23 protein-coding genes and 2 pseudogenes are annotated in these 26,261 nt (G+C 64.0%); 15 read left to right on the top strand and 10 right to left on the bottom strand.

Annotation, left to right across the window (positions count from 1 at the left end; genetic code table 11):
• Positions 1-8 precede the first annotated feature (8 nt).
• The 4 genes from AC1RWI_RS07905 to AC1RWI_RS07890 all read left to right on the top strand — a co-directional run bounded on the left by AC1RWI_RS07905 (position 9) and on the right by AC1RWI_RS07890 (position 6,043).
• Positions 9-3,215 carry an efflux RND transporter permease subunit gene (locus AC1RWI_RS07905; RefSeq protein WP_043348620.1) on the top strand — a complete coding sequence of 1,069 codons (3,207 nt, stop codon included), beginning with the start codon at positions 9-11 and terminating at the stop codon, positions 3,213-3,215.
• A 220-nt stretch (positions 3,216-3,435) separates the two neighbouring features.
• Positions 3,436-4,089 (top strand): protein-L-isoaspartate O-methyltransferase family protein, encoded by a 654-nt coding sequence (locus tag AC1RWI_RS07900; RefSeq protein ID WP_492865564.1) that lies wholly within the window; start codon positions 3,436-3,438, stop codon positions 4,087-4,089.
• A 14-nt stretch (positions 4,090-4,103) separates the two neighbouring features.
• Complete coding sequence (locus AC1RWI_RS07895) at positions 4,104-4,427, top strand: rhodanese-like domain-containing protein (protein ID WP_043348625.1); 324 nt, start codon at positions 4,104-4,106, stop codon at positions 4,425-4,427.
• 134 nt (positions 4,428-4,561) lie between these two features.
• Positions 4,562-6,043 carry a TolC family outer membrane protein gene (locus tag AC1RWI_RS07890; RefSeq protein ID WP_492865562.1) on the top strand — a complete coding sequence of 494 codons (1,482 nt, stop codon included), beginning with the start codon at positions 4,562-4,564 and terminating at the stop codon, positions 6,041-6,043.
• 29 nt (positions 6,044-6,072) lie between these two features.
• Here AC1RWI_RS07890 and AC1RWI_RS07885 read toward each other — a convergent pair whose 3' ends face one another.
• The 4 genes and pseudogenes from AC1RWI_RS07885 to AC1RWI_RS07870 all read right to left on the bottom strand — a co-directional run bounded on the left by AC1RWI_RS07885 (position 6,073) and on the right by AC1RWI_RS07870 (position 9,893).
• Positions 6,073-7,500 carry an O-antigen ligase family protein gene (locus AC1RWI_RS07885; RefSeq protein WP_492865560.1) on the bottom strand — a complete coding sequence of 476 codons (1,428 nt, stop codon included), beginning with the start codon at positions 7,498-7,500 and terminating at the stop codon, positions 6,073-6,075.
• Positions 7,442-8,269: pseudogene (locus AC1RWI_RS07880) on the bottom strand (META and DUF4377 domain-containing protein). The gene AC1RWI_RS07885 and the pseudogene AC1RWI_RS07880 overlap by 59 nt, the downstream one beginning before the upstream one ends.
• A 382-nt stretch (positions 8,270-8,651) precedes the next feature.
• Complete coding sequence (locus tag AC1RWI_RS07875) at positions 8,652-9,419, bottom strand: transposase (protein ID WP_492865558.1); 768 nt, start codon at positions 9,417-9,419, stop codon at positions 8,652-8,654.
• A complete protein-coding gene (locus AC1RWI_RS07870; protein WP_492865556.1) occupies positions 9,420-9,893 on the bottom strand; it encodes a hypothetical protein in 474 nt (157 codons plus the stop codon).
• Between the two features lie 292 nt (positions 9,894-10,185).
• Here AC1RWI_RS07870 and AC1RWI_RS07865 point away from each other — a divergent pair, with 292 nt between their 5' ends.
• The 5 genes from AC1RWI_RS07865 to AC1RWI_RS07845 all read left to right on the top strand — a co-directional run bounded on the left by AC1RWI_RS07865 (position 10,186) and on the right by AC1RWI_RS07845 (position 13,293).
• Complete coding sequence (locus AC1RWI_RS07865; protein ID WP_492865554.1) at positions 10,186-11,391, top strand: acyltransferase family protein; 1,206 nt, start codon at positions 10,186-10,188, stop codon at positions 11,389-11,391.
• Positions 11,392-11,504: 113 nt separating this feature from the next.
• Positions 11,505-11,783 carry an XRE family transcriptional regulator gene (locus tag AC1RWI_RS07860; protein ID WP_492865552.1) on the top strand — a complete coding sequence of 93 codons (279 nt, stop codon included), beginning with the start codon at positions 11,505-11,507 and terminating at the stop codon, positions 11,781-11,783.
• A 110-nt stretch (positions 11,784-11,893) separates the two neighbouring features.
• Complete coding sequence (locus tag AC1RWI_RS07855; protein ID WP_492865550.1) at positions 11,894-12,322, top strand: SGNH/GDSL hydrolase family protein; 429 nt, start codon at positions 11,894-11,896, stop codon at positions 12,320-12,322.
• A gap of 159 nt (positions 12,323-12,481) precedes the next feature.
• On the top strand, positions 12,482-12,808 hold the full coding sequence (locus AC1RWI_RS07850; protein ID WP_492865548.1) for a hypothetical protein: 327 nt from the start codon (positions 12,482-12,484) through the stop codon (positions 12,806-12,808).
• Positions 12,805-13,293, top strand: a complete 489-nt coding sequence (locus tag AC1RWI_RS07845; protein WP_492865546.1) for a DUF1643 domain-containing protein — start codon at positions 12,805-12,807, stop codon at positions 13,291-13,293. Before AC1RWI_RS07850 ends, AC1RWI_RS07845 begins: the two co-directional genes overlap by 4 nt.
• Before the next feature lie 8 nt (positions 13,294-13,301).
• Here the strand turns inward: AC1RWI_RS07845 and AC1RWI_RS07840 are convergent, their stop codons facing one another.
• Entirely contained in the window at positions 13,302-13,541 is a 240-nt protein-coding gene (locus tag AC1RWI_RS07840; protein ID WP_492865544.1) for a hypothetical protein, read from the bottom strand.
• Positions 13,542-13,721: 180 nt separating this feature from the next.
• Between AC1RWI_RS07840 and AC1RWI_RS07835 the strand changes: the two genes are divergently transcribed.
• On the top strand, positions 13,722-13,931 hold the full coding sequence (locus tag AC1RWI_RS07835) for a Lar family restriction alleviation protein (protein WP_492865542.1): 210 nt from the start codon (positions 13,722-13,724) through the stop codon (positions 13,929-13,931).
• 174 nt (positions 13,932-14,105) lie between these two features.
• On the opposite strand, the pseudogene AC1RWI_RS07830 reads toward AC1RWI_RS07835, so the two are convergent.
• The 5 genes and pseudogenes from AC1RWI_RS07830 to AC1RWI_RS07810 all read right to left on the bottom strand — a co-directional run bounded on the left by AC1RWI_RS07830 (position 14,106) and on the right by AC1RWI_RS07810 (position 19,993).
• A pseudogene (locus AC1RWI_RS07830) lies at positions 14,106-15,329 on the bottom strand (tyrosine-type recombinase/integrase).
• Between the two features lie 173 nt (positions 15,330-15,502).
• The gene (locus AC1RWI_RS07825; protein WP_492865540.1) at positions 15,503-16,054 is read right to left on the bottom strand and encodes a hypothetical protein; all 552 of its coding nucleotides are present in this window, start codon (positions 16,052-16,054) and stop codon (positions 15,503-15,505) included.
• Positions 16,055-16,261: 207 nt separating this feature from the next.
• The gene (gene waaA / locus AC1RWI_RS07820; RefSeq protein ID WP_492865538.1) at positions 16,262-17,536 is read right to left on the bottom strand and encodes a lipid IV(A) 3-deoxy-D-manno-octulosonic acid transferase; all 1,275 of its coding nucleotides are present in this window, start codon (positions 17,534-17,536) and stop codon (positions 16,262-16,264) included.
• On the bottom strand, positions 17,536-18,627 hold the full coding sequence (gene waaC / locus AC1RWI_RS07815; RefSeq protein ID WP_492865536.1) for a lipopolysaccharide heptosyltransferase I: 1,092 nt from the start codon (positions 18,625-18,627) through the stop codon (positions 17,536-17,538). Before waaC ends, waaA begins: the two co-directional genes overlap by 1 nt.
• On the bottom strand, positions 18,608-19,993 hold the full coding sequence (locus tag AC1RWI_RS07810) for a phosphomannomutase/phosphoglucomutase (protein ID WP_492865534.1): 1,386 nt from the start codon (positions 19,991-19,993) through the stop codon (positions 18,608-18,610). The genes waaC and AC1RWI_RS07810 overlap by 20 nt, the downstream gene beginning before the upstream one ends.
• A gap of 289 nt (positions 19,994-20,282) precedes the next feature.
• Between AC1RWI_RS07810 and AC1RWI_RS07805 the strand changes: the two genes are divergently transcribed.
• Genes AC1RWI_RS07805 through AC1RWI_RS07785 form a run of 5 tightly spaced genes read left to right on the top strand, consistent with a single transcriptional unit; the run spans position 20,283 to position 26,221 of the window.
• Positions 20,283-21,419 (top strand): glycosyltransferase family 4 protein, encoded by a 1,137-nt coding sequence (locus tag AC1RWI_RS07805; protein WP_492865532.1) that lies wholly within the window; start codon positions 20,283-20,285, stop codon positions 21,417-21,419.
• Positions 21,416-22,735 (top strand): exopolysaccharide biosynthesis polyprenyl glycosylphosphotransferase, encoded by a 1,320-nt coding sequence (locus AC1RWI_RS07800; protein ID WP_492865530.1) that lies wholly within the window; start codon positions 21,416-21,418, stop codon positions 22,733-22,735. Before AC1RWI_RS07805 ends, AC1RWI_RS07800 begins: the two co-directional genes overlap by 4 nt.
• Positions 22,735-23,886, top strand: a complete 1,152-nt coding sequence (locus AC1RWI_RS07795; RefSeq protein ID WP_492865528.1) for a glycosyltransferase — start codon at positions 22,735-22,737, stop codon at positions 23,884-23,886. The genes AC1RWI_RS07800 and AC1RWI_RS07795 overlap by 1 nt, the downstream gene beginning before the upstream one ends.
• Entirely contained in the window at positions 23,886-25,136 is a 1,251-nt protein-coding gene (locus tag AC1RWI_RS07790; RefSeq protein ID WP_492865526.1) for a lipopolysaccharide biosynthesis protein, read from the top strand. The genes AC1RWI_RS07795 and AC1RWI_RS07790 overlap by 1 nt, the downstream gene beginning before the upstream one ends.
• Positions 25,133-26,221 carry a glycosyltransferase family 4 protein gene (locus tag AC1RWI_RS07785; RefSeq protein ID WP_492865524.1) on the top strand — a complete coding sequence of 363 codons (1,089 nt, stop codon included), beginning with the start codon at positions 25,133-25,135 and terminating at the stop codon, positions 26,219-26,221. Before AC1RWI_RS07790 ends, AC1RWI_RS07785 begins: the two co-directional genes overlap by 4 nt.
• Positions 26,222-26,261 lie beyond the last annotated feature (40 nt).

Here is a 26,261-nt window from a genome sequence, read left to right as displayed (position 1 = left end):
CCCCGCCCATGTGGTTCACCCGCCTGTCCATCCACAACCCGGTGCTGGCCACCATGATGATGATGGCCTTCATCGTGATCGGCCTGTTCTCCTACCAGCGCCTGCCGGTTGACCAGTTCCCGGACATCACCTTCCCCATCGTCGTGGTGCAGACAGAGTACCCCGGCGCCGCGCCGGAATCGGTGGAGTCCGACGTCACCCGCAAGATCGAGGAAATCGTCAACACCATTTCGGGCATCGACGAGATCTTCTCGCACTCCTACCAAGGCACCTCGGTGGTGGTGATCAAGTTCGACCTGTCCGTCGATGTCGGGCAGGCCGCGCAGGACGTGCGCGACAAGATCGCGCTGATCCGCCCGCAGTTTCGCGACGAGGTCAAGGACCCGCGCGTGCTGCGCTACGACCCGTCGGACGCACCGGTGTTCTACCTGTCCGTGTCGAACGCGCCGGGGGCCGAGCGCACGCAGCGCGAACTGACCACCGTCGCCGACCAGATCGTGCGCAAGCGGCTGGAGACCGTGCGCGGCGTGGGCGCCATCAGCCTCGTTGGCGGCACCAAGCGCGAGGTGGAGATCCGTATCCGCCCCGCCCAGCTGGAGGCGCTCGGCATCGGCGTGAACCAGGTGATGGACGCCATCCGCAACGAGAACCAGGAACTCCCCGCGGGCGAGCTGCGCTCCACCTCCACCGAGACGGTGGTGCAGATCAAGGGGCGCGTCATCACGCCGGATGCCTTCCGCCACATCATCGTGGCGCGCCGGGCTGGCCAGCCGGTTACGCTGGAGCAGGTCGCCGACGTGCGCGACGGCGAGGAGGAGCAGGAGAGCCTGGCCATGCTGGACGGCAAGCGCGCGCTGTTCCTGGCGGTGGTGAAAGCACAGGGCCAGAACACGGTCGACACCGTCGATGGCCTGATCAAGATGACCGATGAGTTGCGCAAGCTGGTGCCTGCGGGTGTGCAGCTCACCGTGGTCAACGACGCCGCGCGCGGCATCCGCAGCAGCGTCAAGGAAGTCCGCTCCACGCTGCTCGAAGGCGCCTTCCTGACGGTCGCCATCGTCTTCCTCTTCCTCGGCTCGTGGCGCAGCACGGTCATCACCGGGCTGACCCTGCCAATCGCGCTGATCGGCACGTTCGGCGTGATGTACATGTTTGGCTTCACGCTCAACGTGATCACGCTGATGGCGCTGTCGCTGTGCGTGGGCCTGTTGATCGACGATGCCATCGTGGTGCGCGAGAACATCGTGCGGCACAACCTGATGGGCAAGAACCATCGCACGGCAGCGCTCGACGGCACCAACGAGATCGGGCTGGCGGTGCTGGCCACCACCTTCTCCATCGTGGCGGTGTTCCTGCCGGTGGGCTTCATGGGCGGCATCATCGGCCGCTTCTTCCACCAGTTCGGCGTGACCGTGGTGGCAGCGGTGCTGATCTCCATGTTCGTCTCGTTCACGCTGGACCCAATGCTGTCCTCGGTCTGGCACGACCCCGACCTGCACGGCACCGGCAACAAGAAGAGCCTGTACGGCCGCACCGTGGGCCGCATGCTGGACTGGTTCTCGGCGCGCATGGATGCGCTCGGCCACGGCTATGGCTCGATGCTGGGTTGGGCGCTCAAGCACCGGCTGGCTACCGCCATCATCGCGGCGGTGACGTTCTTGGGGAGCTTCGCGCTGGTGCCGCTGATCGGCACGGAATTCGTACCGGCCGCCGACCTGGGCGAAACCCAGGTCGGCTTCACCACGCCGGTGGGCACCTCGCTGGCTGTTACCGAAGCCAAGGTCAGGCAGGTGGAAGCCGCGCTCAAGACCTTCCCCGAGGTGGCCTACACCTACGCCACCATCAACTCCGGCAATACCTCCGGGCGCAACAACGCGCTGGTGTCGGTGCGCCTGACCGAGCGCCGCGCGCGCAAACTCACCACCAAAGAGCTTAACCCGATGATCCGGGAGCGCATGGCCAGCATCGCCGGCATCACGCTGACCATGGTCGGCATGCCGGATGGCGCTGGCGGGCAGAAGGCGCTGCAAGTGTCGATCCAGGGCGACGACCTGGAAACGCTGCGGCGCCTGTCGCTGGAAGCCAGCCGGCGCATGGCCGCCGTGCGCGGCCTGACCGACCTCGACTCCAGCATGAAGGACGACCGCCCGACGGTGGAAGTGCGCATTCGCCGCGAGCTTGCGTCCGACCTGGGCGTGGGCATCGTGCAGATCGGCAACGCGCTGCGCCCGCTGCTGGCCGGCGACGCCATCAGCTCATGGCGCGCCCCCGACGACCAGAACTACGACGTGCGCGTGCGCCTGCCCAAGGACGCCCGCACCGGCATGGCGGATCTCAGCGCGCTGATGATCGCCAGCAACCAGACCAACGCCGACGGCTCGCCGCGCATGGTGCCCCTGCGCCAGATCGCCGAGCTGGTGCCCACCACCGGCGCCAACCAGATCAGCCGGCGCGACCTCTCCCGCGAAGTGGAGCTGACCGCGAATACCGCCGGGCGCTCGCAAGGCGAGGTGGCGCGCGAGGTCAAGGCGGCGCTGGATGGGATGAACTGGCCGGCGGGCTACAAGTACCGCTTCGGCGGCTCCACCAAGTCGATGAACGAGTCGTTCGGCTTCGCGGTATCGGCGCTCGCGCTGGCGGTGATCTTCATCTACATGATCCTGGCCTCGCAGTTCGCCAGCTTCTTCCAGCCGATCGCCATCATGACCTCGCTGCCGCTCACGCTGGTGGGCGTGTTCGCGGCGCTGCTGCTGTTCCGCTCCACGCTCAACATGTTCTCCATCATCGGCTTCATCATGCTGATGGGGCTGGTGACCAAGAACGCCATCCTGCTGGTGGATTTTGCCAACCAGGCCCGGCGCGGCGCCGACGGCCAGCCGCCGATGTCGCGCGAGGCCGCGCTGGTTGCCGCTGCGCGGGTGCGGCTGCGGCCAATCCTGATGACCACGCTGGCCATGATATTCGGCATGGTGCCGCTGGCCTTCAGCCTGGGCGAAGGCGCCGAGCAACGCGCACCGATGGGCCAGACGGTGATCGGCGGCATCATCACCTCGTCGATCCTGACCCTGGTGGTGGTTCCGGTGATCTATACGTACCTCGACGACTTCAGCGCATGGCTGGGCCGCAAGTGGCGCGGCAAGCAAGCCCAGGCGGCTCCCGCCGCCGCGCCGGCAGCCGACGGCACGGCGGCGCACAAGCCAGCAAGCGCGGAATGAGGCAAGCCCGCCCCAAAAGCCCCGGGCAGGCCTGTAGCCAGCCCGGAATGCCTCAGCCATGGCCGGACTGCGGCATGGAGGCCACAACTTGGGCGACGCGCTTGGGCAAGTGTCTTGGCGCGGGGTTAAAATATCAGGTTTGACGGATTTCCCCGGCCCCTCGCGCCGCGCGGCCGGAACTCTGAACTGATTAGCGGTTGGCATTGGAAGGAATGGCAAGATGGACCTCGAGAAAGCCCGATTCAATATGATCGAACAGCAAATCCGCCCCTGGGATGTGCTGGATCAGGAAATCCTGGACCTGCTGGCAGTGGTCAAGCGGGAACAGTTCGTGCCGCAGGCATACGCCGCGCTGGCCTTCGTCGACATGGAAATCCCGCTGCCGGGCGGCCAGAACATGCTGGCCCCGCGCGTGGAAGCCCGCATCCTGCAGGACCTGGCCGTGCGCAAGCATGAACAAGTGCTGGAAATCGGCGCCGGTTCCGGCTACATGGCCGCCCTGCTCGCCCACCGCGCGCGCCACGTGCTGAGCGTGGACATCTTGCCGGAACTGGCCGAGCTGGCCCGCAAGAACCTGGCCGACGCCGGCGTGACCAATGTCGACGTGGCCCAAGGCAATGCCGCCACCGGCTGGGCCGCGAGCGCGCCCTACGACGTGATCTGCATTTCCGGCGCGTTGCCCTCGGTGCCCCCGTCCATCCTGTCGCAAGTCAAGGTCGGCGGGCGCATCGCGGCCTTCGTCGGCGCGCTGCCGGCCATGGAAGCGCAGATCATCACGCGCGTCAGCGAAAACGAGTACAAGACTGTCAACCTGTTCGAGACTGCCATCACGCCGCTGATGGGTGCCGAGCAGCCGTCGCGCTTCCATTTCTGAGCGGGAAACAAGACATGCAGGTAATCAACGCACCCGAACTGGTGCAATGGCTGGCGGATGCCAGCCGGCCGCAGCCGGTGCTGCTCGACGTACGCGAAGGCTGGGAGGTGCAGACCTGCGCCATGCCCGGCATCACGCATATCCCGATGGGCCAGATCCCGGCACGCGCCGGCGAGCTTGACGAAGACGCAGATATCGTCTGCATCTGCCATCACGGCGCGCGCAGCATGCAAGTGGCAAGCTTCCTCGAGCGGCAAGGCTTTGCCAAGGTCTACAACCTGACCGGCGGCGTGCACGCCTGGGCCGAGCAGGTCGACCCGGCCATGCCGAAGTACTGAGCACAGCAACAGCACAACAACTGCACGGCAAGCATCACCCCCTGGGCGCCGGCCTCCCGCGGCGCCAACTCCCTTGAACGCTGATCGTTAGAAACGTTAGCCGCGCGCCCGGTGCCCGGCAGACTGGAGATGTCATGAGGTTTGCGCTTTTCCCTGCGCGGGGCGTGCCCAAGACGCGCCTGGCACTGACGGGTTCCCTGCTTGCGCTACTGCATCTGCCAGCCGCGCATGGCGCCGACCTGCTCCAGGTCTACCGCGATGCACAGGCCAACGACGCGCAGTTCGCCAGCGCGCGCGCGCAGTTGGTGGCCAGCCAGGAGAAGCTGCCACAGGGACGCTCCGGCTTGCTGCCGCAGGTCAGCGGCACGCTAAACGCCACGCGCACCAATGTGGACCAGACCGTGCCCTTGGTGTCGGACCGCTTCATCAACAACAATAACTGGTCGCTGCAGCTGATACAGCCGCTGTTTCGCTGGGATCGCTGGGAAACCTACAAGCAGGGCGAACTAGCCGCGCTGGCTGGCGAAGTGACCTTCAGCCAGGCGCAACTCGACCTGATTACCCGCACTTCGCAGGCCTACTTCGACGTGCTGGCCGCGCAGGACAACCTCTACCTGGCCGGCGCGCAGAAGAAAGCCATCGGCGAGCAACTGGCACAGGCCAAGCGCAACTTCGAGGTGGGCACCGCCACCATCACCGACGCCAACGACGCGCAGGCCCGCTATGACCTCGCCACCTCGACCGAGATCGCGGCGCAGAGCGACCTCGAAATCCGCCGCGCCAACCTGCAGCAGATCACCGGCAAGCCCGTTGACGAACTGCTCGGATTGCGCACCGCGGCCACGCTGCCCGGTCCGCAGCCGCCCGATGTGAACACCTGGGCCAGCCAGGCCGAGAACACCAACCCGCAGGTGGGCCTGGCGCGCTACAACCTCGACTCTGCCCAGCGCGAGTACAACAAGGCACGCTCCGGCCACCTGCCCTCGGTCGACCTGGTCGCGTCGTACGGCTTCGTCAACGCCACCGGCAACGCCGCGCAGCAGGTCAATGTCTCCAGCCGCTACAACAGCGCCCAGATCGGCGTGCAGCTGAGCGTGCCGATCTACACCGGTGGCCAGATCCAGTCGCGCGTGCGTGAAACCGCCGCGCTGGCCGACAAGGCCGCCAGCGACCTCGAGTTTGCCCGCCGCACCGCAGCCCAGAGCGCGCGCCAAACCTACTCGGGCGTATCCAACGGGCTCGCCCAGGTCAAGGCCCTGGAAGCCGCCGAGCATTCCGCGCAAAGCGCCGTGGAATCCAACCAGCTCGGCTACGAAGTCGGCGTGCGCATCAACATCGACGTGCTGAACGCCGAAGCGCAGTTGTTCTCCACCCGCCGCGACCTGGCCAAGGCGCGCTACGACACCATCATGAACGGGCTGCGCCTGAAGGCCGCTACCGGCGCTCTGATCGAGGATGATGTGGTGCAGATCAACACGCTGCTGACCTCGACCCCGGGCTCGATGTACAAGCTGCCGGAGAAGGCACGGGTCGGGGCGGTGTCGGCGCCGGCACGGGGGCGTGGCAATGGGAGCCGCCGCGAAAACGTGGTGGCGCCGAATACCCCGCGCAGCTGATTGCCGCTACGGGACGCCTGCCAGCCAGTTCAGGCAGCCGCGCCCACTGTCGATGCAGCGCGCGGTTTTGCCCCGTTTGGCTTTGCGCCGTTTTCCACGGTGTGCTCGCCGCGCGACGGGTGGCTTGCCATCCCCAGCAGCAGACCGATAAGCCCTGCATAGAACACCACGTTGGCTTGGTGGGCCATCGTGACTTGCGTCAGGCCGCAGATCAGGGTTGCCAACACAACCCCCAGGCCGGCACCACCCAGGCTCACGCCTTCCGCGGCGCGCCCGGGGCGGCTTTGTTGCATGGCACGCCAGAACAGGGCCGCTGGCACGAGGAACAACGCAAGGAACGCGGCAAGCCCAAAGACGCCGGTCGTCGCGGCTACCTCGACGATATCGTTATGCGCGTGTTCGAGGATGCAAACCGTCGATTCGGGATGCTCGTGGCAATATGGCGTGGCATGCAGAATGCGCGCGAACTGGCCCACACCGGCGCCAGTCAACGGATGCTCCGTAAAGTACCCGGCGCCGATCTCCCAGATCTTGAGCCGCACGCCCACCGAGGTCTCGTAGTTGCCTTGCCCGAACTGGTGAATTTCGTTGATTGCTTGGTCTACCCGGCCGACGATCGGGCTGCCGGGCATGAGATAGGCGCCAGTCGCCAGAATGATCGTGCCGCCAAGTGCAGCCAGAAACATCCTGACACCCACGCGCCGGTAACGGATCATCAGCATCGGCACTAGCGCTACCAGCATCGCGACCATTGCACCCCGGGTGCCATTGAGCATGAGGATGGCCGCACCACAGATCACGTTCAGCCAGGCCTGCGCATGCACCGCACGGGTCTGCCCCGGCCGTGCGAAGCCAACCAGCGACAACGCCGCCACCATGTTGGCAAAGGCAATCGCCTGAATCCAGGCCGATGGACGGGGCTCACCTTGCACGAACTTCTGGTACGCCACGAGGAGCAGTGCCAGCACCAGGGCCACGGTGATGCCGCGCCACAGCCACCACGGATTCGGCGACGCGCGAACCACCACCCAGCAGGTCAGCACAGCAAGCAATACGCGCGAAGGATTGTCGATGACATCCCAAGGGGTCTGGTGAATCAGCTTCGACAGCAAATATACGACTAGGAACGCAAGCACGGTGATCGTTACCGGCCAGAGGACCGACGCATGCTGGCGCCAAGCCCGCCCCATCTCGCGCCACCCCAGCAACGCCAGCAACACGACCCCCGCGAGGAACACGCCTGCGCCACGAGGCACGCATAGCACCAGGATGGGAAACGCGAATACAAGAGAGTCGGCGGCCCGCGAGAGCTGGATCGAACTGCTTTTCATAGAAACCAAAAGGGACAAACTCGCCACATTCAGCGCGGCGATCAGCTTGCAATTGTAGCCGATCGCACTAGTTGGCCCGCGTTCTGGATTCCACGCCAAGCAACTGCCAGCGAATGGCAGACGCATCGGCCGGTGGGTTCCGCACCTGGTACTCCCTCACCCGCAGCTTGTAGATGACACCCGGCTCGAAATCGAGGCCCTCGATCGGCCCATACCAAAGCTGCCACGGCGCGTCGGGCGATTCCCGCCAGTGCTAGCACTGCAGCTTGCCCGGACCGGTGCATTCCACGCGCTGCGAATCGATATAGACGATCTTTTCCCGCCCAGGCACGCCGCCGGTGGCCGGGTCCACCTTGTCGCCGCGCCGGGCCACCCCTTCCCGTTCGACAAACTGCAGCAGATCGCCATCGGCTGTCTTCCAGATGACCTGGCGGCCCATGGCGCCGGCGGACGGCTGCATGCCGACCGTCGTGAACGGTGTCTGCATCGCCTTGAGCAGGGCCGACTCCGTTTCCATACGCGGGCCCGGGCACGCCATGCGCGTGCCGGCGACACGGTCGAAGCGGAGGCCAGTATCGGTCTTGCCGTAGCCACCGGTGAAGCGGTTGCAGCCGCTGGTGCCGCTGACGGTGCCCTGCGACGAATCGATGCCGTCGCTGAAATTGAAGATGATCGGCTCGCCGTTGTCACCGTGCGGAATGTCGCGCAACGTGCCGTCGGCGCGTTGCCAGCGCACCAGTTCCCAGCGGCTGGGGCCGCTCGAACGCATTTCGTTAAGGCTTGTGGTGGCAGACGGATTGTCGGGCGGTTGCCCCGTGGCGCAGGCAGTCAATGCGGCCGTTGCGCTGGATGCCAGCAGCACGGCAACTAGCGCCGGAAAACGGTGTCGCAACATATTGAGACTCCTTCCAATGCGTTGAATCATCCTGCAAATTTACACCTTCATATCCACAAGTAGAGGATTCGACGCATACCATCTTTTTCCCACGGGATAATCGGATTTCGCCCCCTTGACATACTTCTCGCGAGGGCTCTTTCGCAGGGAACTGTGTTATGACTGCCAGCCTTCAGGCCGCCCCCTCGCCCCAAAAGCATGGCACGCTGCAGACAGCCGCACGAATCACTCGGTGATATGAATAACCAGATAAAACACCTCAAATATCGCCCGGAGATCGACGGGTTACGAGCGATTGCAGTGGTTTCGGTCATATTGTTTCACGCCGGATTCAAGTGGATCGGCGGGCAATCCACCCAAGTTAAGCGCCAACAAATAGGCATCAGCAAGCCTTATAGGCGGCATGCGGATGAGGTTTGGGGCGAGGCGGACGTGGCTTGGCACGATCCGGTCGCACGCGATGGGTACGTGTTGCAATCAAAGCCAAGGTCTCATTCAGAGCGGCCTTGGCCCAGCGCAAGCCGAGCAGCGCCGGTGACAGGACACGTTTGAGGGCGGTGATGGCGTAGGTACGGTTGATCCGATGGTCCGATTCAATGACATGTTCCTGGGCTGTGGTGAGGCAACACAAAGCGTGTGGGTTGTCGCTCAGGATTTTGGCGCCGAAGTCCTGCCTGGCGGCCAACTGTGAGAGGCCGGACAGGTGTTCGAGTGCCATGCGGTGTTTGAGACGTTTAAACGCCTCCTCCAGACGCCAGCGCTGATGATAGAGATCGCGGAAGGTGGCAGCCGGATAGCGGTGCACGTCGACCAGATTGGCTATGAGCACGCGCACCTTACCGGCTGGCGAGATCTGTCGGATCAGCCGGACGGTCTGCGGGGTAGCAGCGCACTCATAGTCGCGCGCGTCGTTGCGGGCTGGAGCCGGGAGCGTGACGATGGCCTCGTCGCGGCCGGAGCGGACGAAGTGCCGCACGGCAGCAAAGCCGCTACCGTCCGCGCGCATGCAGAAAGGGATGTTTCGTTGGTTGAGCACGGCCACCAGCCAGCGGGCTGGGTAGCCGCGGTCAAGTAAGAGCAAGTCGTCGGATTGCAGGCGGTCCAAATACTCGAACAGGATCTGGCGTTCGTTCTCGTGTACGCTGTGCAATTAGGCGGCGAGCATGATCTCGGCCCCGGGCAGGTACAGGCCGAAGGCGAGTTGGTCGCGGGTGGCGGCTCGAGGGAGATGGCTGTGGCGGATGGCGAAACGCAGGTGTGAGGCGTCCGCCGCGACCAGCCGAAAGCCATGCCAGCGCGGCAAATGGTAGGACACGTGCTGAAGCAGCCAGTCATTGAGGTGAGCAAAAATATCGCCGCTGAGTTTGCTGCGAGCCTGGGTGAAGGCCTGTTCACTGACGCATCGGCACAAGGTGTTCTGGCGGGCGAGCGCGGCAAGGAATTGATCGAGTTCGGCTTGTACGCCCATGCGCAAGTTGCCAAGCATGAAGGTGATCAGTGTCGGCAGGGTGAGTTTGCGCTGACGGGTGAAGGCGGTGGGATGTTCGGGATGGCGGGCAAGATCGTGAAAGACCTTGGTGTGCAGATATTCGGTAAGCGTAGCGAACAGAGCGGACAGAGGCATGAGAGCCGAGCGAAGATCGAGAAACGATCCTCTATTGGCCGCCGCCCTGCTTGCGCTAAACAGCCAGCGCAAGCGGGGCGGCCGCTCGAACCTCGTCACCTGTCAAGCGTTCGAGTGGAAAATTGCGATTTTATTTGACGACTTAACTTGGGTGGATTGCTTCCCGTGCCCCTAAAATTTTTGCCTTGGACGTAACACGGAAACCAGTCCCGCCTGAGCGCCTTCTGGCCCATGGAAGCTAGCCGCCAGCCTACCTAAGGCATAATCTCCGCTTTTGTCCCGAGCTGAGCACATGGACCTGTATCCGATCTGGCCTAGCGTGGCGATCTTCACCTCTTGCCTGATCCTGGTCTGGCCCAAGGCGCTCTGGCGCTTTCTTGACGAAGATTCGCAGAGCGGAAGCCATCGCTATGTGACTGTCGATGGTTTGCGAGGCTTTCTCGCTCTCGCGGTGGCAATCCACCATAGCGTGATCAGCTATGGGTTCCATCAGACTGGAGAGTGGAAGCTCCCGCCATCGTCGTACTACTCGATCATCGGTGAAGCCGGCGTCGCGGTCTTCTTCATGATCACGGCCTTCCTTTTCTGGGGGCGCATCCTCGACCAAAAAGGGCACGTTGACTGGTTCGCGCTCTACTGCAACCGGATCTTCCGCATCGTGCCCCTGTACTGGGTCACCATCGTCTCCATGTTGCTTATCGTCGGGTGGAAGACTGGCTTTCGATTGGCGGTCGCGCCGGCTGAGCTGATGAGCCAACTCGTGCAATGGTTGTTGCCGGCGCTCGTCGCTGCTCGCCCAGCAGTGAACGGGTACGCATACACCAACACGATCACCGCCAGCGTTACGTGGACGCTGTACTTCGAGTGGCTGTTCTACTTCTCCCTGCCCTTCCTGGCAATCGCCGCAAGCAGGCGATCGTTGCTGGCATTCGTACCAGTTTGCATGTGGATTGTTTTCGCCCTACCCGACACCTTCATTCATCTGGACCATCCTGCGCCGGTCACACGCCTGCTGCTGGCGATGTTCATCGTCGGCATGATCGCTGCGAGCTTGACGCGACGATTTCCAAAAATGGTAGGGGATAGCACCGCCAAATCTGCCCTGGCCATCTTGGTGCTTGCATACACTGTTTCGCAAAAGTCCTCGGCCTACGACTGGGGCACCGTTGCATTGCTGGGTGTGTTCTTCGTTCTGGTTTCCAGCGGCGCAAGTCTGTTTGGTTTGCTGCGATCGAAGTGTGCTATCAGGTTGGGCACGATCAGCTATGGGATCTACCTGCTGCAAGGTATCGTGATCACGGGCTTCCTCACGCCACGGGTCCTTGGCACATTCGCGATGAAGGGCCCTGGGCAACTCTGGCTTACCGTGCTCGCACTCACGCTCGCCCTGGTATGTCTGGCCGCTACCGTTTTCCACTTCGTTGAAAGGCCGTGCATTGGCTTTGGCAAGCGGCTCGCCAAGGCTATTCCGAGAACACAACAGAATATTGACGCATAGGCCCAATGGGCCTACTATGACTTTCAGCGGTTGCGCATCCGTGCGACCCACCACAGCCGAGAGGAAAGTCATGAAGCGCTCATTCTGGGCGGCATTTTATCGCCATCACGTCCATGAAATACACACCGCCGACGCCGCAAGACCTCGATCGCCTTAAGCAAGAATTGAAGCTGAGCAGCGCAGGGATGGCCGATTTGTTCGGTGTTCAGGGCGGCCGACAATGGCGCAAGTACACCGGGGGCGAGTCACCCCGCGAGATCAGCCCGCACATCCTGTTTTTTGCGATGGCCCGACTCGAACTAGATCCAGCCGCGATCGAGCGAGTACTCAACCGCATGCGAGCAAGTGGCGCGACTATCGATCTGGCGCCATCTGGCGATCAGGAGCAATAGCCGCCCTTGCGGCATGTGTCCTCACTGCCTGCGGGGGTGGGGGCGGTGAACCATCGGCACCACAAGCTGTCGAGGCAGCTCCTGCCGCGCCGGCTCCCATCCTGCTGGAAATGTACGGCGACAGCACAACGTGGGGCAGTGACGGCTCGCCAGACCAGACGACCAGCGAACCCGAGTGGCTGCGCCAGCTGGTACCGTCGTACGTGACCATCGCCAACCATGGCGTGCGCGGTGCCGTTGCGGCGCAGCTATACAACGGCACGGATGGTCGGCACCTGCCATGGGTCCAGCAGATGGCGACCAGCACCGCCAAGTTAGTCACCTTGAATTTCGCCCTGAATGACTCGGCGCATGTGTCCCTGCAGGATTACGCAGTCACGATCCGGGCACTGATTGATGTGGCGCGAGCCAATGGCAAGATCGTTGTTCTGCAGGAGCCGAACCCTTCCTGTGAGCCTGCTCTAGTGGCGCTGCCGGTGTACGTCAAGGCGCTCAACGAGATCGCCGTCGAGAAGGGCGTACGCATCGTCCACCAGTAGGGCCAAGGTTGGCGCATCAACCCCGACGACATCATCATCTCTACCAACATTCCGACGCGCGCCGATGGTCTACCACGCTCCGACGGAAAGAAGCCTGCGGATCCGGGCGTCGCGGTCTACTGGATGGAATATATGGGTGGGACGTATGTGCAGCGGGCGATGGCTATAGACCGGTACCGGACCGTGGCTGACAACCTCGCCGCGATTGCCGCCACCCTTGACGCCATGCGTGCAATCGAGCGGCATGGTGGTGCGCAGATCCTTGACCGGGCATTCGCGGGATTCACTGCCCTGCCGTCGCCAATCACGGCCAGCAGCTGGCGCGAAGTCATCGGCGTGCCGGCCACCGAGCAGGATCTGGCCGTCGTGCGCGCGGCGTATCGCCGCCGAGCCCAGGCCGCGCACCCAGATCGGCCAGGCGGCTCGCACGACGAGATGGCCCGCCTAACCGCCGCCATGCGGCAGGCAGAACAGGAGCTGTCATGAGCGCGATCATCAGCAAGTGCTGCGGCTATCGCTACCGCCTAGAGCGTGAAATTCAGGCCGATGGCATCGTCATCGCGTACTTTGGCGTGAATCCGTCGCGCGCGGACGCAATCATCCGCGACCAGACCGACATGAAATGGTGGGGATTCGGACAGCGCTTCGGTGCATGCAAGTACATCGCCGGCAACCCATTCGCGTGGCGCGCTACGAATGTGCGTGAACTGGTGGCCGTGGTAGCTCCGATTGGTCCAGAGAATGACTTTCACCTCGCACAGATCATTGCAGAAGCCGATCTGCTAGTGCCGTACTGGGGAGACAGGAAAAAGCTACCGAGCACGTTGCGGCCGCGCCTTGATGTGCTGGCCGAGATGCTGCATACGTCAGACAAGCCCGTGAAGGTCTTCGGACTGACGTCTAGCGGCGACCCGAAGCACCCGCTGATGCTCGGCTATGACGCGTCGCTCGTAGAGTGGCCTGCCGCATGACCGCACCGCTACAGCTCGGTCCGCCCCGTCTTCACGCAGTGGTGGGCATAGTCCGTCGCGGAAGTCATCGCCGCATCCCGATCCGGGTACAGCACCTCCACCTTGTGCCAGAGCCCCGGCACGAACGACATAGCGTAGTCGCGCTTGAGCTCTAAGAGCACCGACGCCTCCCAGCGTCCGGGCGCGGTCTCGATCACGGTGCAGTAGGCGTAATAGTCGCCAATCTCAAGGAAAAGGTGGTCCGACATGGAAAAAGACTGGAAGTGTCGGGCCATCCTAGCACGGGCGGTTTAGTCCGAAATTACGCAAACCAAATAACCTGAAATACAACCTAAAACGCGTAAATCTCTAATACAACCAATACGGTGTAAGGAACAATTGCCATCGGAACGAAGAGCGTTCGAGAAGCCTCCAGCCACCGAGAAGCGTTGCCACCGTGCCCCTTCTGCGGGTTGCCTGGTCAGATGAAAACGTCGCAGGGGTGGTCAGCCGCCAGTTGCACCGATGTCATGTGCTGCGGTCATCAGATCGCGCTGACGCGCAAGAGCGAGGACAGTGCGGCGGCAGCGTGGAATCAGCGCGTAGACACATCGCCATCAGCTATGACTCGCCACGCCAGCCATTCTCCGGGGCGCTGAAGGGACGCATCCGAGCCAGTGGGCCCTGACAGCTTCTGCACACGTACAGGGCAGCATCGCCGTAAATTTTCGCCCACCATGGAATCGGATGGTTCTCGCCTGCGCTGGCAAGCTCTACGTGATCCAGCTTCGCGGAATTCTCTCCGATCAAATCCTGGCATCGCTGGCAGTAGGTCATGCCCCTTCCTTGGCCTCGGTCTTCTTCCGCAATTTGCCAACATGGTCAGCCCACGCCTGCATCATCTTTCGGCGCTCTGGTAAGTACTGTGCGTCGTTGTAGGCTGCGCGAACCTTGTTGCGCTCGACGTGCGCGAGCTGGCGTTCGATGACGTCCGGTTGGAAGCCCAACTCGTTTAGTGACGTTGATGCCAAGCCGCGGAGACCATGCCCCGTCATGCGCGAACGGTATCCCATTCGGTGAAGAGCAAACAGCATCGTGTTGTTGCTGATATAGCCGGTCTTTGCGCGAGAGCTGGAGAAGACGTAAGCACGGTGGCCATTGATCTCACGCAACTGTTTCAGCACGCCCAAAGCCTGCTTCGATAGCGGCACCACATGCGGGTCGCGCATCTTCATCCGCTCGGCCGGCACGACCCATTCGGCTTTCTGCTCGTCGATCTCTTCCCACTGCGCCTGGATCAGTTCTGTGGTGCGAACGAATGTCAGCGTCATCAGCTGCAGCGCCAGGCGCGTCAATTCGTCGCCCTTATAGGCATCGATGTCACGCAGCAGCTTAGGCATCTCCCCGATGGAGATACGTGCCATGTGCCGGACTGGCGCTGAAACCAGGACGGATCCGCCCTTAATATCCGTCGCCGGGTTGCGATCACAAAGTCCGTAGACGATGCCGTACTGAAACACTGAACGCATGCGCTGCAGAAGCATCCTCGTCATTTTGCGAACGCCGCGTTCCTCGACCTTCTTTAACAACTCCAGAATCGCCGGTGCACGGATCTCAGCCAGAGCCGTCCTGCCGAACACCGGAAATACGTTGTTCTCTAACGAAGCGAGAACCTGGCCGGCATAGTGAGGCGTCCATCGTTCCTTCTGTGTTTCGTACCACGCGCGCGCCACGGCTTCGAAGGAATTGCCGGCTGCAATCTTGGCAGCTCGACGTTGATCTTGCTTCTCAACGCTGGGGTCTTTCCGGCCAGCAACATGGAGCCGGGCGGACTCACGTTGCGCACGTGCTTGAGCGAGGGAAACGTCTGGATATGATCCGAAGCCCAGGCGGTTTTCTGCACCAGATGGTCAGATGTATTTAAAGCGCCAGAGCTTTCGACCATTGGTCATGACCTCAAGATAGAGGCCACCGCCATCGAATAGCTTGTAAGATCGCTCACGTGGCTTCGCGTTGCGGATCTTTGTGTCAGTGAGCGACTCGACCGTACGGGGCATGGAATGTAATAGGGGCATCCGAAAACGATGCCCCTAAGGATGCCCCAAAAAGTGATGGCTACCAACGATTCTCAGCGAACTTCAGTGAACGCTATACAGCGAAAATCCGGGCATTTTGGCAACCCACGAACTTCAGAGAACTACAGCGAAACTGAATATGGATTATCGATCAGCTATTCGAACGTCCGCCGGGGCAGTGAAGGGTCGCCGGCGGTCGCATACCAGCCAAGCTGGTTGATATAGCTGTCGGCCTCGTATGGCAGGCGCTCGCGGTCGCCATCTACGAAGATGTCGGCAAAGCTCGTCACCGCCATGGTATGCGACGACATATTCCAGATCCGGTTGAGCCAGTATGCATCGGCGCTACCGGAAAACACCATCCTGCCGCGCTCCTGCCATGTATCCGAAACCGCTGCCTTGATGACGAGGTTCGATTTGGCAAAGGCGCCCCGCCATCCATCGATTTCGATATAGCGGAACGGCATGACCGGGCCGATTTCCGATGGCATCAGGCGCGCATCTTTCTCGCGCAATACCGGCTTGTTGACGCCGTCGCGCAAGGCGAGGTCGGTCTTGAAGTAGCGCACGCCAATCGGCTCGGGACCAGTGCTGGGCAACGGCTTCGGCGCCTTACTCTCCTTCATGACAAGCGAGATGACATTGCCGGAATTGCGTGCCGGGGCGTTGATCTCGACGTTGCCGAACCATACCTTGCCCAGATCCACACGCACGCGGCTGCCGGTCTGGTCGATGGACGCTGGCACGATTTCCACAAGCTTGACGCCCGCATGCGCCACGCTGGCGATTGCCATCAAGAGAGACCCGATTACCAGTTTCCGAGAACGCAGTTTGCCAGTCATTTTCATTGTTTCATTTTTGATGCATTCGGCATCCGACGGCGAATTGTAGCGGATCGAACTCCCGCGAGAACGTCAGCGGACGACCGGTGCCAGCGCCTCAAGCGTCCGCACGGTCGCCCCCCGGTGCTGCCCGGCGAACGTCAGCGCATTCGCCCGCATCTCGGCCAGGCGGGCCGGATCGCCCAGGACGCCGGCCGCCGCCGTCATCAGCTCGTCGGCGTTGGCCACCCGCAAGCACGCGCCGGCGGCAATGGCATCTTCCGTGGCTTGGGCGAAGTTGAACGTGTGCGGCCCCATCAGCACCGGCGTGCCCACCGCGCAGGCTTCGATCAGGTTCTGGCCGCCCAGCGGGACCAGGCTACCGCCGATATAGGCGATGTCCGATGCCGCGTAGTACATCGCCATTTCGCCCATCGAATCGCCAAGCACGACGTCGGCCATAATGGGCGCCGCTGCCTGTTCGATATCGAGTGCACTGCGGCGCTGGACGGTGAATCCGGCGCGCGTGGCCATGGCGGCGACTTCATCGAACCGTTGCGGATGGCGCGGCACCAGCAGCAGTGCCGGACGCGTGTCGCCGGGCCAGCGCGAGAATAGCTCCAGGATCAGCGGCTCTTCACCCTCGCGCGTGCTGGCGGCAGTCAGCACCTGCCGCCCACCAAACGCCCGCCGCAGCAGTTGCCCGCGTGCCATGCCCGCCTCCGGCGGCTGCATGTCGAACTTCAGGTTGCCGGTAATCTGCACTGCCTTCACGCCCAGCGCCCGGTAGCGCTCGGCGTCACCAGGCGTCTGGGCCAGCACCATCGTGAAATCGTTGTAGAGCGAAGCCGCCGCACTGCCGAAGCGCGCGGTGCGCCGATAGCTGCGCGGCGACAACCTGGCGTTGACCAGGAGCAGCGGCACGCCGGCACGCCGGGTCACATGCACCAGGTTCGGCCAGACTTCCGTCTCCATGATCAGCCCGGCGTCCGGCCGGAAGTGCGACAGGAATCGTCGCACCATGCAGGGCACGTCATACGGCAGGTAGCACTGCTGGACGCGCGGGTTGCTGCCATAAAGCTGCGCGCCGGTCTGCCGCCCGGTAGGCGTCATATGCGTGAGCAGCAGGCGGTGTTGCGGATAGGCGGCCAGCAAGGCGTCGATCAGCGGCTGCGCGGCGCGCGTTTCGCCCACCGATACGGCGTGGACCCAGAGCCAAGGGCCGTCGGACGGCAGGTCGCCATACCGCCCGAGGCGTTCGCCCACGTGGCGGATATAGCCGGGCTCCTTGCGCGACCGCCACTTCAGGCGCAGCAACGCCAGTGGCAGGATCACCAGCCACAGCAGGGTATAAACGATTCGAAGCATCAGATCGAGACTCCGCGCACGCGCCGCGCCGCGGCATAGACCTCGTCGACGTCGGGCACGATGCCGTCGTCGCCCACGTTGGCGATACGGTCCGACCAGTAGCCCTCGGTCTTCCATCGCCAAGTGGCGGTATAGATTTCGACGGTCGGCCGGCACAGCGCCGCAGCGATATGGACGAGCCCGGTATCGACACCGATGACTACCTCGGCCCGGTTGATCAGGCCAAAGCCCTGCATCACCGAGAAGCGCGGCAAGACCTGCGCGCCCGGCATGCCGGCGGCCAATGCCTCGGCGTCGCGCCTTTCCGATTCGCTGCCCCAAGGCAGCAATACGGTGAGCCCTTCCGCATGCAGCTTCTGGCCCAGCGCATGCCAGTTCGCGACCGGCCAGTGCTTCTTCGCACCGGCCGTGGCATGGAAGCAGACCGCGTAGCGCGCCGGCAGGCCGGCCCAGAGCGGATCGTCGGCATGGAGCGAGTTGGCGGCCGGCCCGAAGAAGCGCGGCAGCTCCGGTGGCGTCACGCTCGTCAGCGCCGCGCCAAGCAGGCGCGAACGCCGCACGGAATGGGTCTGCCGTGGCACCGTGACCGGCGCGGTGTAGAACAGCCGCGCGGCGGGTTCGTAGCCAGATCCCTGCGTGGCGTTGCCCAGGCCGATCACCGGGGCGCCGGCGGTGCGGGCGGCGCTGCGCGCCACGATGGCGGTCTTGAGCAGCCCCTGTGTTTCCAGCACGGCGTCGTAGGCCTGTTCGCGGATGGCCGCGCGTAACGCGCCTACCTCGGCCCAGGTGCCGCCCTGCCAGAAGCGCCTGCGCCAGCGCCGCAACGCAAACGGGATCACGCGGCGCACCTCGGGCAGCAGCTTCACCAGGTCGACGTAGCCTTCTTCCACCACCCAGTCGATCTCGGCTTCGGGCCAGCGCGCGCGCAGGTCATGCACCAGCGGCATGTTATGCACCACGTCGCCCAGCGAGGACACCTTGACGATCAGGATGCGTGGCCGCGCCGGCAGCGCAAACGACCCCACCGCCGCCAACGGCTGCGGCGGGATCTCGACCGACGGCTGCACAGGGTCAGAACGGGAGCTTTGCATCCGGTTTTTCCGCCAGGATCACGCGCTTGAATTCAGCCTGGATGCGCGCCAGCGCGGCATCGTTGTCGGCCTCGAAGCGCATCACCACCACGGGCGTGGTGTTCGACGGCCGGGCCAGGCCGAAGCCATCGGGATATTCCACGCGCACGCCGTCGATGGTGATCACCTCCCTGGCGCCCTCGAACTTCGCATTGGCGCGGATCTTGTCGAGCAGCGTGAACGCCTCGCCCTCGGCCACCTTGAGCTGCAGCTCCGGCGTGCAGTTCGAGTTCGGCAGCGCGTTCAGCACGGCGCTCGGGTCGGCGTGGCGCGCCAGAATTTCCAGCAGGCGCGCCCCGGTGTACAGGCCATCGTCAAAGCCGTACCAGCGGTCCTTGAAGAACACGTGGCCGCTCATTTCACCGGCGATCGGCGCGCCCGTTTCCTTGAGCTTGGCCTTGACCAGCGAATGGCCGGTCTTCCACATCAGCGGTTCGCCGCCATGCTGGCGGACCCACGGCGCCAGCTTGCCCGTGCATTTCACGTCGTAGATGACCTGTTGGCCTGGATTGCGCGACAGGATTTCCTCGGCAAACAGCATCAATTGCCGATCCGGGAAGATGACTTGCCCGTCCTTGGTGACCACGCCCAGGCGGTCGCCATCGCCGTCGAAGGCCAGGCCCAGCTCGCAATCGGTCTCGTACAGGCACTGCATCAGGTCCTGCAGGTTCTCGACATGTGCGGGATCGGGGTGATGGTTCGGGAAATGGCCATCGACATCACAGAACAGTTCCACGACCTCGCAGCCCAGGCCGCGGAACAGGTCGCCCACGAACGCACCGGCCACGCCATTGCCCGCATCCAGGGCAATCTTCATCGGGCGGGCCAGCTTGACGTCGCCGATGATGCGGTCCAGATACTGCTGTCGGACGTCCACCAGCTTGTAGCTACCGCCACCCTCAACGAAGCTGCCCGCGCCGATGCGCTGGCGCAGTGCCTGGATCTGGTCGCCATAGATGGCCTTGCCGCCCAACACCATTTTGAATCCGTTGTAGTCCGGCGGATTGTGGCTACCCGTCACCATGATGCCGGATGTGGCGCGCCGGCCCTCGAGCTCGACATTGGTACCAAAATACACCATCGGCGTGGCGACCATGCCGAGATCGATCACGTCCAGGCCGGCGGCGCGCAGGCCTTCGACCAGCCCGCCCAGCAGATCCGGGCCCGAGAGGCGGCCGTCGCGGCCCACCACCACGGCTTTCTCGCCAAGTTCGACGGCGGCCGAGCCGAACGACAGGCCGATGTAGCGGGCCACTTCCGGCGTCAGCGTCTTGCCGACGATGCCGCGGATGTCATAGGCCTTGAAGATCGAAGGATCAATTTGCATGTGGCTTCCTGGAGATAAGGTTCATCGTGCAATTCCACCTAGGGGCGGGACACCTCGGGAGGGGCGCGGGCAGGGCGCCAAAAAGCCGTATTGTGCCGGATTGCGCGTGGCGCAGGCGCTATAATCGTCTTCAGTCGCCCTCTTAGAGGAATTTTTCGGCCCTTTTTGACTGCCATCGGTCTGTCCGTGCATGTTTTATCGGACAACCGATCCAATCAGGACGCAGCTGACGGGCGTCCGTCGCATCACCTGCGCGTGCATCCCCTGTTCGAGACCTCCGCCATTGCCCTTGATCACGTCGACTGAACGACCACGCATTGCCTGTCTCATCACCAATTCCGAGACCGGCGGCGCCCAGAGCCATGTTGCCGACCTGCTGCGCGCCCTGCGCGGGCAGGCCGACGTCACGTTGCTGGCCGGCGGCGATGGCCCGTTGTTCGACCTGGCCCGCGACTTGGGCATTCCCGCCATCCGACTGGCGACGATGAACAACGCCCTGTCACCGTTCAAGGCCGTGGCGGCCTTGCGGGAACTGATGCGTGCACTGCGCGCGGCGGCGCCAGACATCATTCATACGCACAGCGCCAAGGCGAGCGCGCTGGGCCGCATCGCCGGCAAGCTCCTCGGCATACCGGTGGTCTATACGGTCCATGGCTTTGCGTTCAAGCCGGCAGCCGCGTGGAAGCAGCGCACCATTGCAAAAACCGCCGAATGGCTGCTTGCGCGGCTGACGAGCCATGTCATCTGCGTGGCGGAAGCCGAGCGGGGCCTAGCGCGCAGCCTGCCGATCCGCGACGACCGTATCAGCGTAATTCCGAATGGCATCGCCGACGTGGCGCCACGCGCCCATCCGGGCGGCGCCCTGCAGCGCGTCGTGACCGTCATGCGGCTGGCACCCCCGAAGCGCCCCGACGTCCTGATCGAGGCGTTTGCCGCGGCGCAGTTGCCCGACTGCGAACTGGTCATCGCCGGCGACGGGCCGCAGCGCGCCAGCCTCGAGCGGCTGGCCCGTCAACTGGCCCCCGGGCGCGTGCTTTTTGCAGGCAGCATCGACGACGTCCCTGCCCTGCTTGCCAGTGCGCAGCTTTTCCTGCTGGCCTCCGACCATGAGGGATTTCCCATTTCCATCCTGGAAGCCATGCGCGCCGGACTCCCGGTGATCGCCAGCGACCTCCCCGGCATTCGCGAACAGCTTGGCGACAGGCCGTGTGGCGTGCTGGTAAGCGGGAACGATCCGCGTGGCTTTGCCGACGCGCTGCGCCAGGCCGCAACCGACGCGCCGGCGCGCGCCGTGGCGGGTGAGGCCGGCCGTCAGCGGTGGGAGGAAGAGTACGGCCTGGAGCGCATGGTCCGCGCCACCTGGGCGGTCTATCAACAGGTACTGGCTGGCAGCCACCATGCCGACGCATGCGTTTCCGCATCATGAATACCCTGCACAGCGGCTCCCTGCGGCGCAACGGCCAAGGCACTCCGGCCAGATCGGAAACAATCCGGCGCGCCAGCCGCATGATTGCCTGGGCCGCCATCGGCCTGGTGCTGTTCGGCATCAACGCCGCATTGTCCGAAGTCGCCCACCAGGCGGGCGTTGTGACATACGTGTTCCCGCGCACCCTGCTGTGGTCGATCCTGCCCTACCTGGCGGCATTCCTGCTGGTGCATCGCGCGCTGCATCTGCCGGCCATGGAAGGCACCAGCATCGTCGGCGTGGCCGCCACCCTGCCATTTGCCCTGCTGCTGATCGTCTACGCGGGGTTCCACGTCGAGTACTCGCGGGGTGCGGTGCTGGTGGGCTACGTCACCACGCTAGCATGGACCTGGCTCGGGTATCGCCGCTACGTGCAGAAGTACGTGCCGGTTTTCGGCTACATGGATCCCGAAACCCTGCAGCACCTGAACCGCATCATCGCAATGCCCGGCGCCAATCCGCCCGCCACCACGCGCCTCGAGCAGATCGGCTCGCCCGAGGAAGCCGCGCATTGCGATGGCATCCTGGTGGAACGCGGCCTGACCGCCGATCCGGCGCGCACGCGGCTGCTGATCCAGTACCGGCTTGGCCATCTGCGCATGTACTCGGTGGAGCGCATCGGCGAAATGCTGACCGGCCGCGTGGGCCTGGACCATATCGACGAGAACTTCTTCGACGACTACGCCGACCACTACCTGTTCGACTACATCAAGCGACTGATGGACATTGTCGCGGTGGTCGCGCTCGCCCCGCTGGCCATACCCATTGGCCTGGCCGTGGCGCTGGCGGTCGGCCTGGAAACCCCGGGCGGCGCGCTGTTCCGACAACGCCGCGTGGGCCTGTTCGGCAAGCCGTTCACGATGCTGAAGTTCCGCAGCATGGGCGTGGACAAGCATGCACCGGCACAGTTCGCGCTGCGCCAGGACCCGCGCGTGACCCGCGTAGGCCGCATCATCCGCAAGTACCGGCTCGACGAGATTCCGCAACTGTGGAACGTACTGGTCGGCGAGATGAGCTTTATCGGCCCGCGCCCCGAACAGGTGCCGATGGTCGACGAATTCTCGGAAACCATTGCGTACTACCCCTATCGGCACCTCGTGCGTCCGGGCCTGTCGGGCTGGGCGCAGGTGCAGCAGGGCTACGTCGGCACCCATGCCGAAACGGTGACCAAACTCAGCTATGACCTGTACTACGTCAAGCACTGTTCGTTTGCGCTAGATCTGCTGATTGCTGTGAAGACCATACGGACACTGCTGACCGGGTACGGAGCGCGTTGATGACATCGACCGCTGTTGCGGGGCGCTCACCGATGCGCATCATGCTGGTCACGACCGGGCTCAAGGTCGGCGGCGCCGAACACCAGGTGGTGACATTGGCGCGCGCCTTCCTGGCGATGGGCCATGCCGTTGCCATCCTCAGCCTGTCACCGGGATGCGAGATCGACGTGCCATCGGGCGCCGAGGTAGTCGAGCTCAATATGCGCAAGACGCCGGCCGGCATGATGCGCGCGCTGGCACAGGCCCGCGCGCTGGTACGCACGTGGCGACCTGACGTCATGCATGCCCATATGGTCCATGCCAACCTGTTTGCCCGGGCACTCACACGCATCGTCAAGTGCCCGCCGCTGGTCTGCACCGGACACAGCTTCCGTGAAGGCGGCCGCCTGCGCATGGCAGCCTACCGCCTGACGGACAGCTGGACCGACATCACCACGCATGTCAGCCACGATGGCCGCCTCGGCATGATCGCGGCGGGCGGCGTGCCGGCGTCGCGCGTCATCGTGATGCCCAATGGCATCGACATTGATCGCTTTCGCCCCGGCCCGGCCGTGCGCCTGGCCACGCGCGCGCAACTCGGCGTCAGCGCCGACACGCGGCTGCTGCTTAACGTCGGCAGGCTGGTGCCGGAGAAGGCCCAGGACTCGCTGATCCGCGCCTTCGCCCGCATCGATCCGGCCATTCCCGCGCATCTGCTGATTGCCGGCAACGGTGCGTTGCGGCAGCCGCTGTCCGACCTGACGGCGTCGCTTGGCATCGCGTCTCGCGTGACACTGCTCGGGCAACGCAACGACATCCCCGCGCTGCTGAACGCCGCCGACACCTTTGCGCTGTCTTCGAACGTGGAAGGCCTGCCGATGGTGCTTGTGGAAGCGCTGGCATGCGGCTGCCCGGTCGTATCGACCGACGCGCCTGGCGTGGCGGAAGTGGTTGGCGACCTCGGTGCCATCGTGCCACGCGGCAATGTCGATGCGCTTGCCGCCGCGCTGGCCGATGCCTTGCGCACGGGCGCGGGAACGCCGGCCGAGCAAGCCAGCCGGCGCGCGCGCGTGCTGGCCACGTTCTCGATCGACGCCGTGGCCCGCCGCTGGCTCACGCTCTATGCGAGCCTGCCCGGCAAGGCTGCCGTGCCGCACGCGGAGGCGGCCTGATGCGGCGACGCGTTGCGGACAACCTGCTCTGGATGCTGGCCGAACGCGGCCTGCAAGTTGGCGTAGGCATTGGCGTGGTAGCCATGCTCGCCCGCGCCCTGGGGCCGGAGGGCTTCGCGCATTTCCAGTACGCACAGTCGATCGTGCTGATCGCCGCATCGTTCGCGCTGGTATGCAGCGCAGAAGTGGTGGTGCCCCGGCTCGTGGCGGCGCCCACGCCGACGGCAGAGAATCAATTGCTGTGGCAGGCATTCGTACTGCGCCTGGCCGGTGGCGTGACGGGCTACGCATGCATGTGCGCCTACCTCGGCATCACCGCGCCGCTTGCAGACATCTGGCACGCCGCGCTCTGGCTCGGCATCGCCATCCTGTTGCGCGAACCCGTTGGCGTGGTGACGGCTTGGATGCAAGCCCATACCAACAATCGGCCAGGCACGTTGTTCAGCCTGGCCGCGCTGGCAATCAAGGCATCGCTGGTCGGCGCGCTGTTTGCGACGCATGTCACGGACGTAACGGGATATGCAGTGGCATTCGCGGTGGAAGCCATCGTGCTTGCGGCCCTACTGGCCACCTTTTATTTCCGTCAGGGCGCCGCCAGCCATGCCCGCTGGCAGCCAACGCTGGCGCGGGAACTGCTGGGTGCCGGTACACTGTTCTGGATCAGCTTCATCATGATGATGGGCGCGCGCCGCGTTGACCAGCTAATATTGCAGCCCACCGTGCCGGCCGCCGAGTTTGGCGCCTACGCCGCGTGCATGCAGATCCTGGACAACTTTACGATGGTAGCAACGATCCTCGCGGCCGGCATCGCACCGAGCTATGTCTATGCGCGGCAACGCTTTGACGACGCCCACGCCAATATCGGCCGTATTGCGCTGGGTCTGGGCGGGTTGGGGCTGGCCGGCGGACTTGCCATTGCCGCGTGCGCGCCGTGGATAGTGACGCTGCTGTATGGCCAGGCCTTCGCGGCGACGGTCGAGCTGCTGCGCATGGCGGCGATCATTTCCGCACTGGTATTCGCGGATGTTGCGCTAACCCTGCTGGCCGCACACCTGCGCAAGCCGCGCTGGGTGGCAATCAAGTGGGCACTAGTCCTGACTACAATACTAGTGTGGGACCTCGTGATGATCCCGCGCCTCGGCAGCTGGGGCGCCATCGCCGGCTACGCGCTGGGCAATGCCGTCGCTGTGATGGTCGGCACGGTGCTCTGGTGGCGGCACCGCCCTGCCCGGCAAATGGCATCGGCATGAGTACGCTTCCGACCATCGGCTTCCTGACCGGCACGCTGAACGCCTTTGCCGGCGCCGAACGTATGACAGCCGTCATCGCAAATGCGCTGGCGGAGCGCGGGTATCGCGTGCAGATACTGAGTCTCTGGGACAAGGCCAGCGTGTTTCCGCTGCACGCGGATGTCGGGCACGACGCCCTGTTTGAGACACGACCCTCGTTCAAGCGCCAATACGTCGCCACAGTGGCGGGCATCCGTCGATTCGTTAGCCAGCACAAGGTCGACGTGCTAATCGAAGTCGATACAATGCTGACGCTGTTCACCCTGCCAGCAACGATCGGCCTGAAGGTGCGCAGGATTGCGTGGGAGCATTGCCATTTTGACGAGGACCTGGGGAAGCCGGCGCGGCGGGTGGCGAGGCGCCTCGCCGCCTTCTCGGCACAGGCCATCGTGGTGCTGACCGCACGCGACCAGGCGCTTTGGCACGCGGGAATTGGCCATGCCCGTGCAGACATCGTTGTCGTGCCGAACCCGCTGCCGTTTCCATTTCCAACGGTACCGGCCGCGCGTAAAAGCCGGGTTGTGCTGGCAGTGGGCCGGCTAACACCGGCCAAGGACTTCGATGTGCTGCTGTACGCGTGGGAGCTGGCTCGACCCGCCATGGACGGGTGGCAGTTGCGGATTGTCGGCGACGGGGAATGTCGCCCGCAGTTGGAGGCCCTTTGCGTCGAACTGGGCGTCAACGACTCCGTCGCATTGCCCGGGACCACGGCCGATGTGTGCGGCGAGTACGCGCGCGCCGGGCTGTTTTGCCTGAGCTCGCGCTATGAAGGATTCGGACTGGCGCTGCTCGAAGCGATGGCCTACGGTCTGCCGGTCATTGCCACTCACTGCGAAACGGGCCCGAAAGCGCTACTGCGCAATCAGGAAAATGCATGTGTCGTGCAGGTCGGCGATGCCGCGGAGATGGCAGATGCGCTGGTCACGCTGTCGCGCGACGATAGCGCGGCGTTGCAGCAGCGCATTGCGGAGGGTGCACGCAAGACCGCCGCGGCATTCACGATGGATCGTATCGCCGCGGCATGGATCTCGCTACTCGATGCATGAACGAGGCCGCGCGACGATGCTCGACTCGGCCTCTCAAACG

This window comes from Cupriavidus sp. MPR-AND1C (assembly GCF_058809705.1).
Note: the sequence above shows the minus strand (reverse complement) of the source record. Positions and strands in the feature narration are given on the sequence as shown.

What these genes read in the sequence shown, in the direction of transcription:
- AC1RWI_RS07905 (WP_043348620.1), top strand. Translation starts at nt 9, where the DNA reads ATGTGGTTCACCCGCCTGTCCATCCACAACCCGGTGCTGGCCACCATG.
- AC1RWI_RS07900 (WP_492865564.1), top strand. Translation starts at nt 3,436, where the DNA reads ATGGACCTCGAGAAAGCCCGATTCAATATGATCGAACAGCAAATCCGC.
- AC1RWI_RS07895 (WP_043348625.1), top strand. Translation starts at nt 4,104, where the DNA reads ATGCAGGTAATCAACGCACCCGAACTGGTGCAATGGCTGGCGGATGCC.
- AC1RWI_RS07890 (WP_492865562.1), top strand. Translation starts at nt 4,562, where the DNA reads ATGAGGTTTGCGCTTTTCCCTGCGCGGGGCGTGCCCAAGACGCGCCTG.
- AC1RWI_RS07885 (WP_492865560.1), bottom strand. Translation starts at nt 7,500, where the DNA reads ATGCGTCTGCCATTCGCTGGCAGTTGCTTGGCGTGGAATCCAGAACGC.
- AC1RWI_RS07870 (WP_492865556.1), bottom strand. Translation starts at nt 9,893, where the DNA reads ATGCCTCTGTCCGCTCTGTTCGCTACGCTTACCGAATATCTGCACACC.
- AC1RWI_RS07865 (WP_492865554.1), top strand. Translation starts at nt 10,186, where the DNA reads ATGGACCTGTATCCGATCTGGCCTAGCGTGGCGATCTTCACCTCTTGC.
- AC1RWI_RS07860 (WP_492865552.1), top strand. Translation starts at nt 11,505, where the DNA reads ATGAAATACACACCGCCGACGCCGCAAGACCTCGATCGCCTTAAGCAA.
- AC1RWI_RS07855 (WP_492865550.1), top strand. Translation starts at nt 11,894, where the DNA reads ATGTACGGCGACAGCACAACGTGGGGCAGTGACGGCTCGCCAGACCAG.
- AC1RWI_RS07850 (WP_492865548.1), top strand. Translation starts at nt 12,482, where the DNA reads ATGGCTATAGACCGGTACCGGACCGTGGCTGACAACCTCGCCGCGATT.
- AC1RWI_RS07845 (WP_492865546.1), top strand. Translation starts at nt 12,805, where the DNA reads ATGAGCGCGATCATCAGCAAGTGCTGCGGCTATCGCTACCGCCTAGAG.
- AC1RWI_RS07840 (WP_492865544.1), bottom strand. Translation starts at nt 13,541, where the DNA reads ATGTCGGACCACCTTTTCCTTGAGATTGGCGACTATTACGCCTACTGC.
- waaA (WP_492865538.1), bottom strand. Translation starts at nt 17,536, where the DNA reads ATGCTTCGAATCGTTTATACCCTGCTGTGGCTGGTGATCCTGCCACTG.
- waaC (WP_492865536.1), bottom strand. Translation starts at nt 18,627, where the DNA reads ATGCAAAGCTCCCGTTCTGACCCTGTGCAGCCGTCGGTCGAGATCCCG.
- AC1RWI_RS07810 (WP_492865534.1), bottom strand. Translation starts at nt 19,993, where the DNA reads ATGCAAATTGATCCTTCGATCTTCAAGGCCTATGACATCCGCGGCATC.
- AC1RWI_RS07800 (WP_492865530.1), top strand. Translation starts at nt 21,416, where the DNA reads ATGAATACCCTGCACAGCGGCTCCCTGCGGCGCAACGGCCAAGGCACT.
- AC1RWI_RS07795 (WP_492865528.1), top strand. Translation starts at nt 22,735, where the DNA reads ATGACATCGACCGCTGTTGCGGGGCGCTCACCGATGCGCATCATGCTG.
- AC1RWI_RS07790 (WP_492865526.1), top strand. Translation starts at nt 23,886, where the DNA reads ATGCGGCGACGCGTTGCGGACAACCTGCTCTGGATGCTGGCCGAACGC.
- AC1RWI_RS07785 (WP_492865524.1), top strand. Translation starts at nt 25,133, where the DNA reads ATGAGTACGCTTCCGACCATCGGCTTCCTGACCGGCACGCTGAACGCC.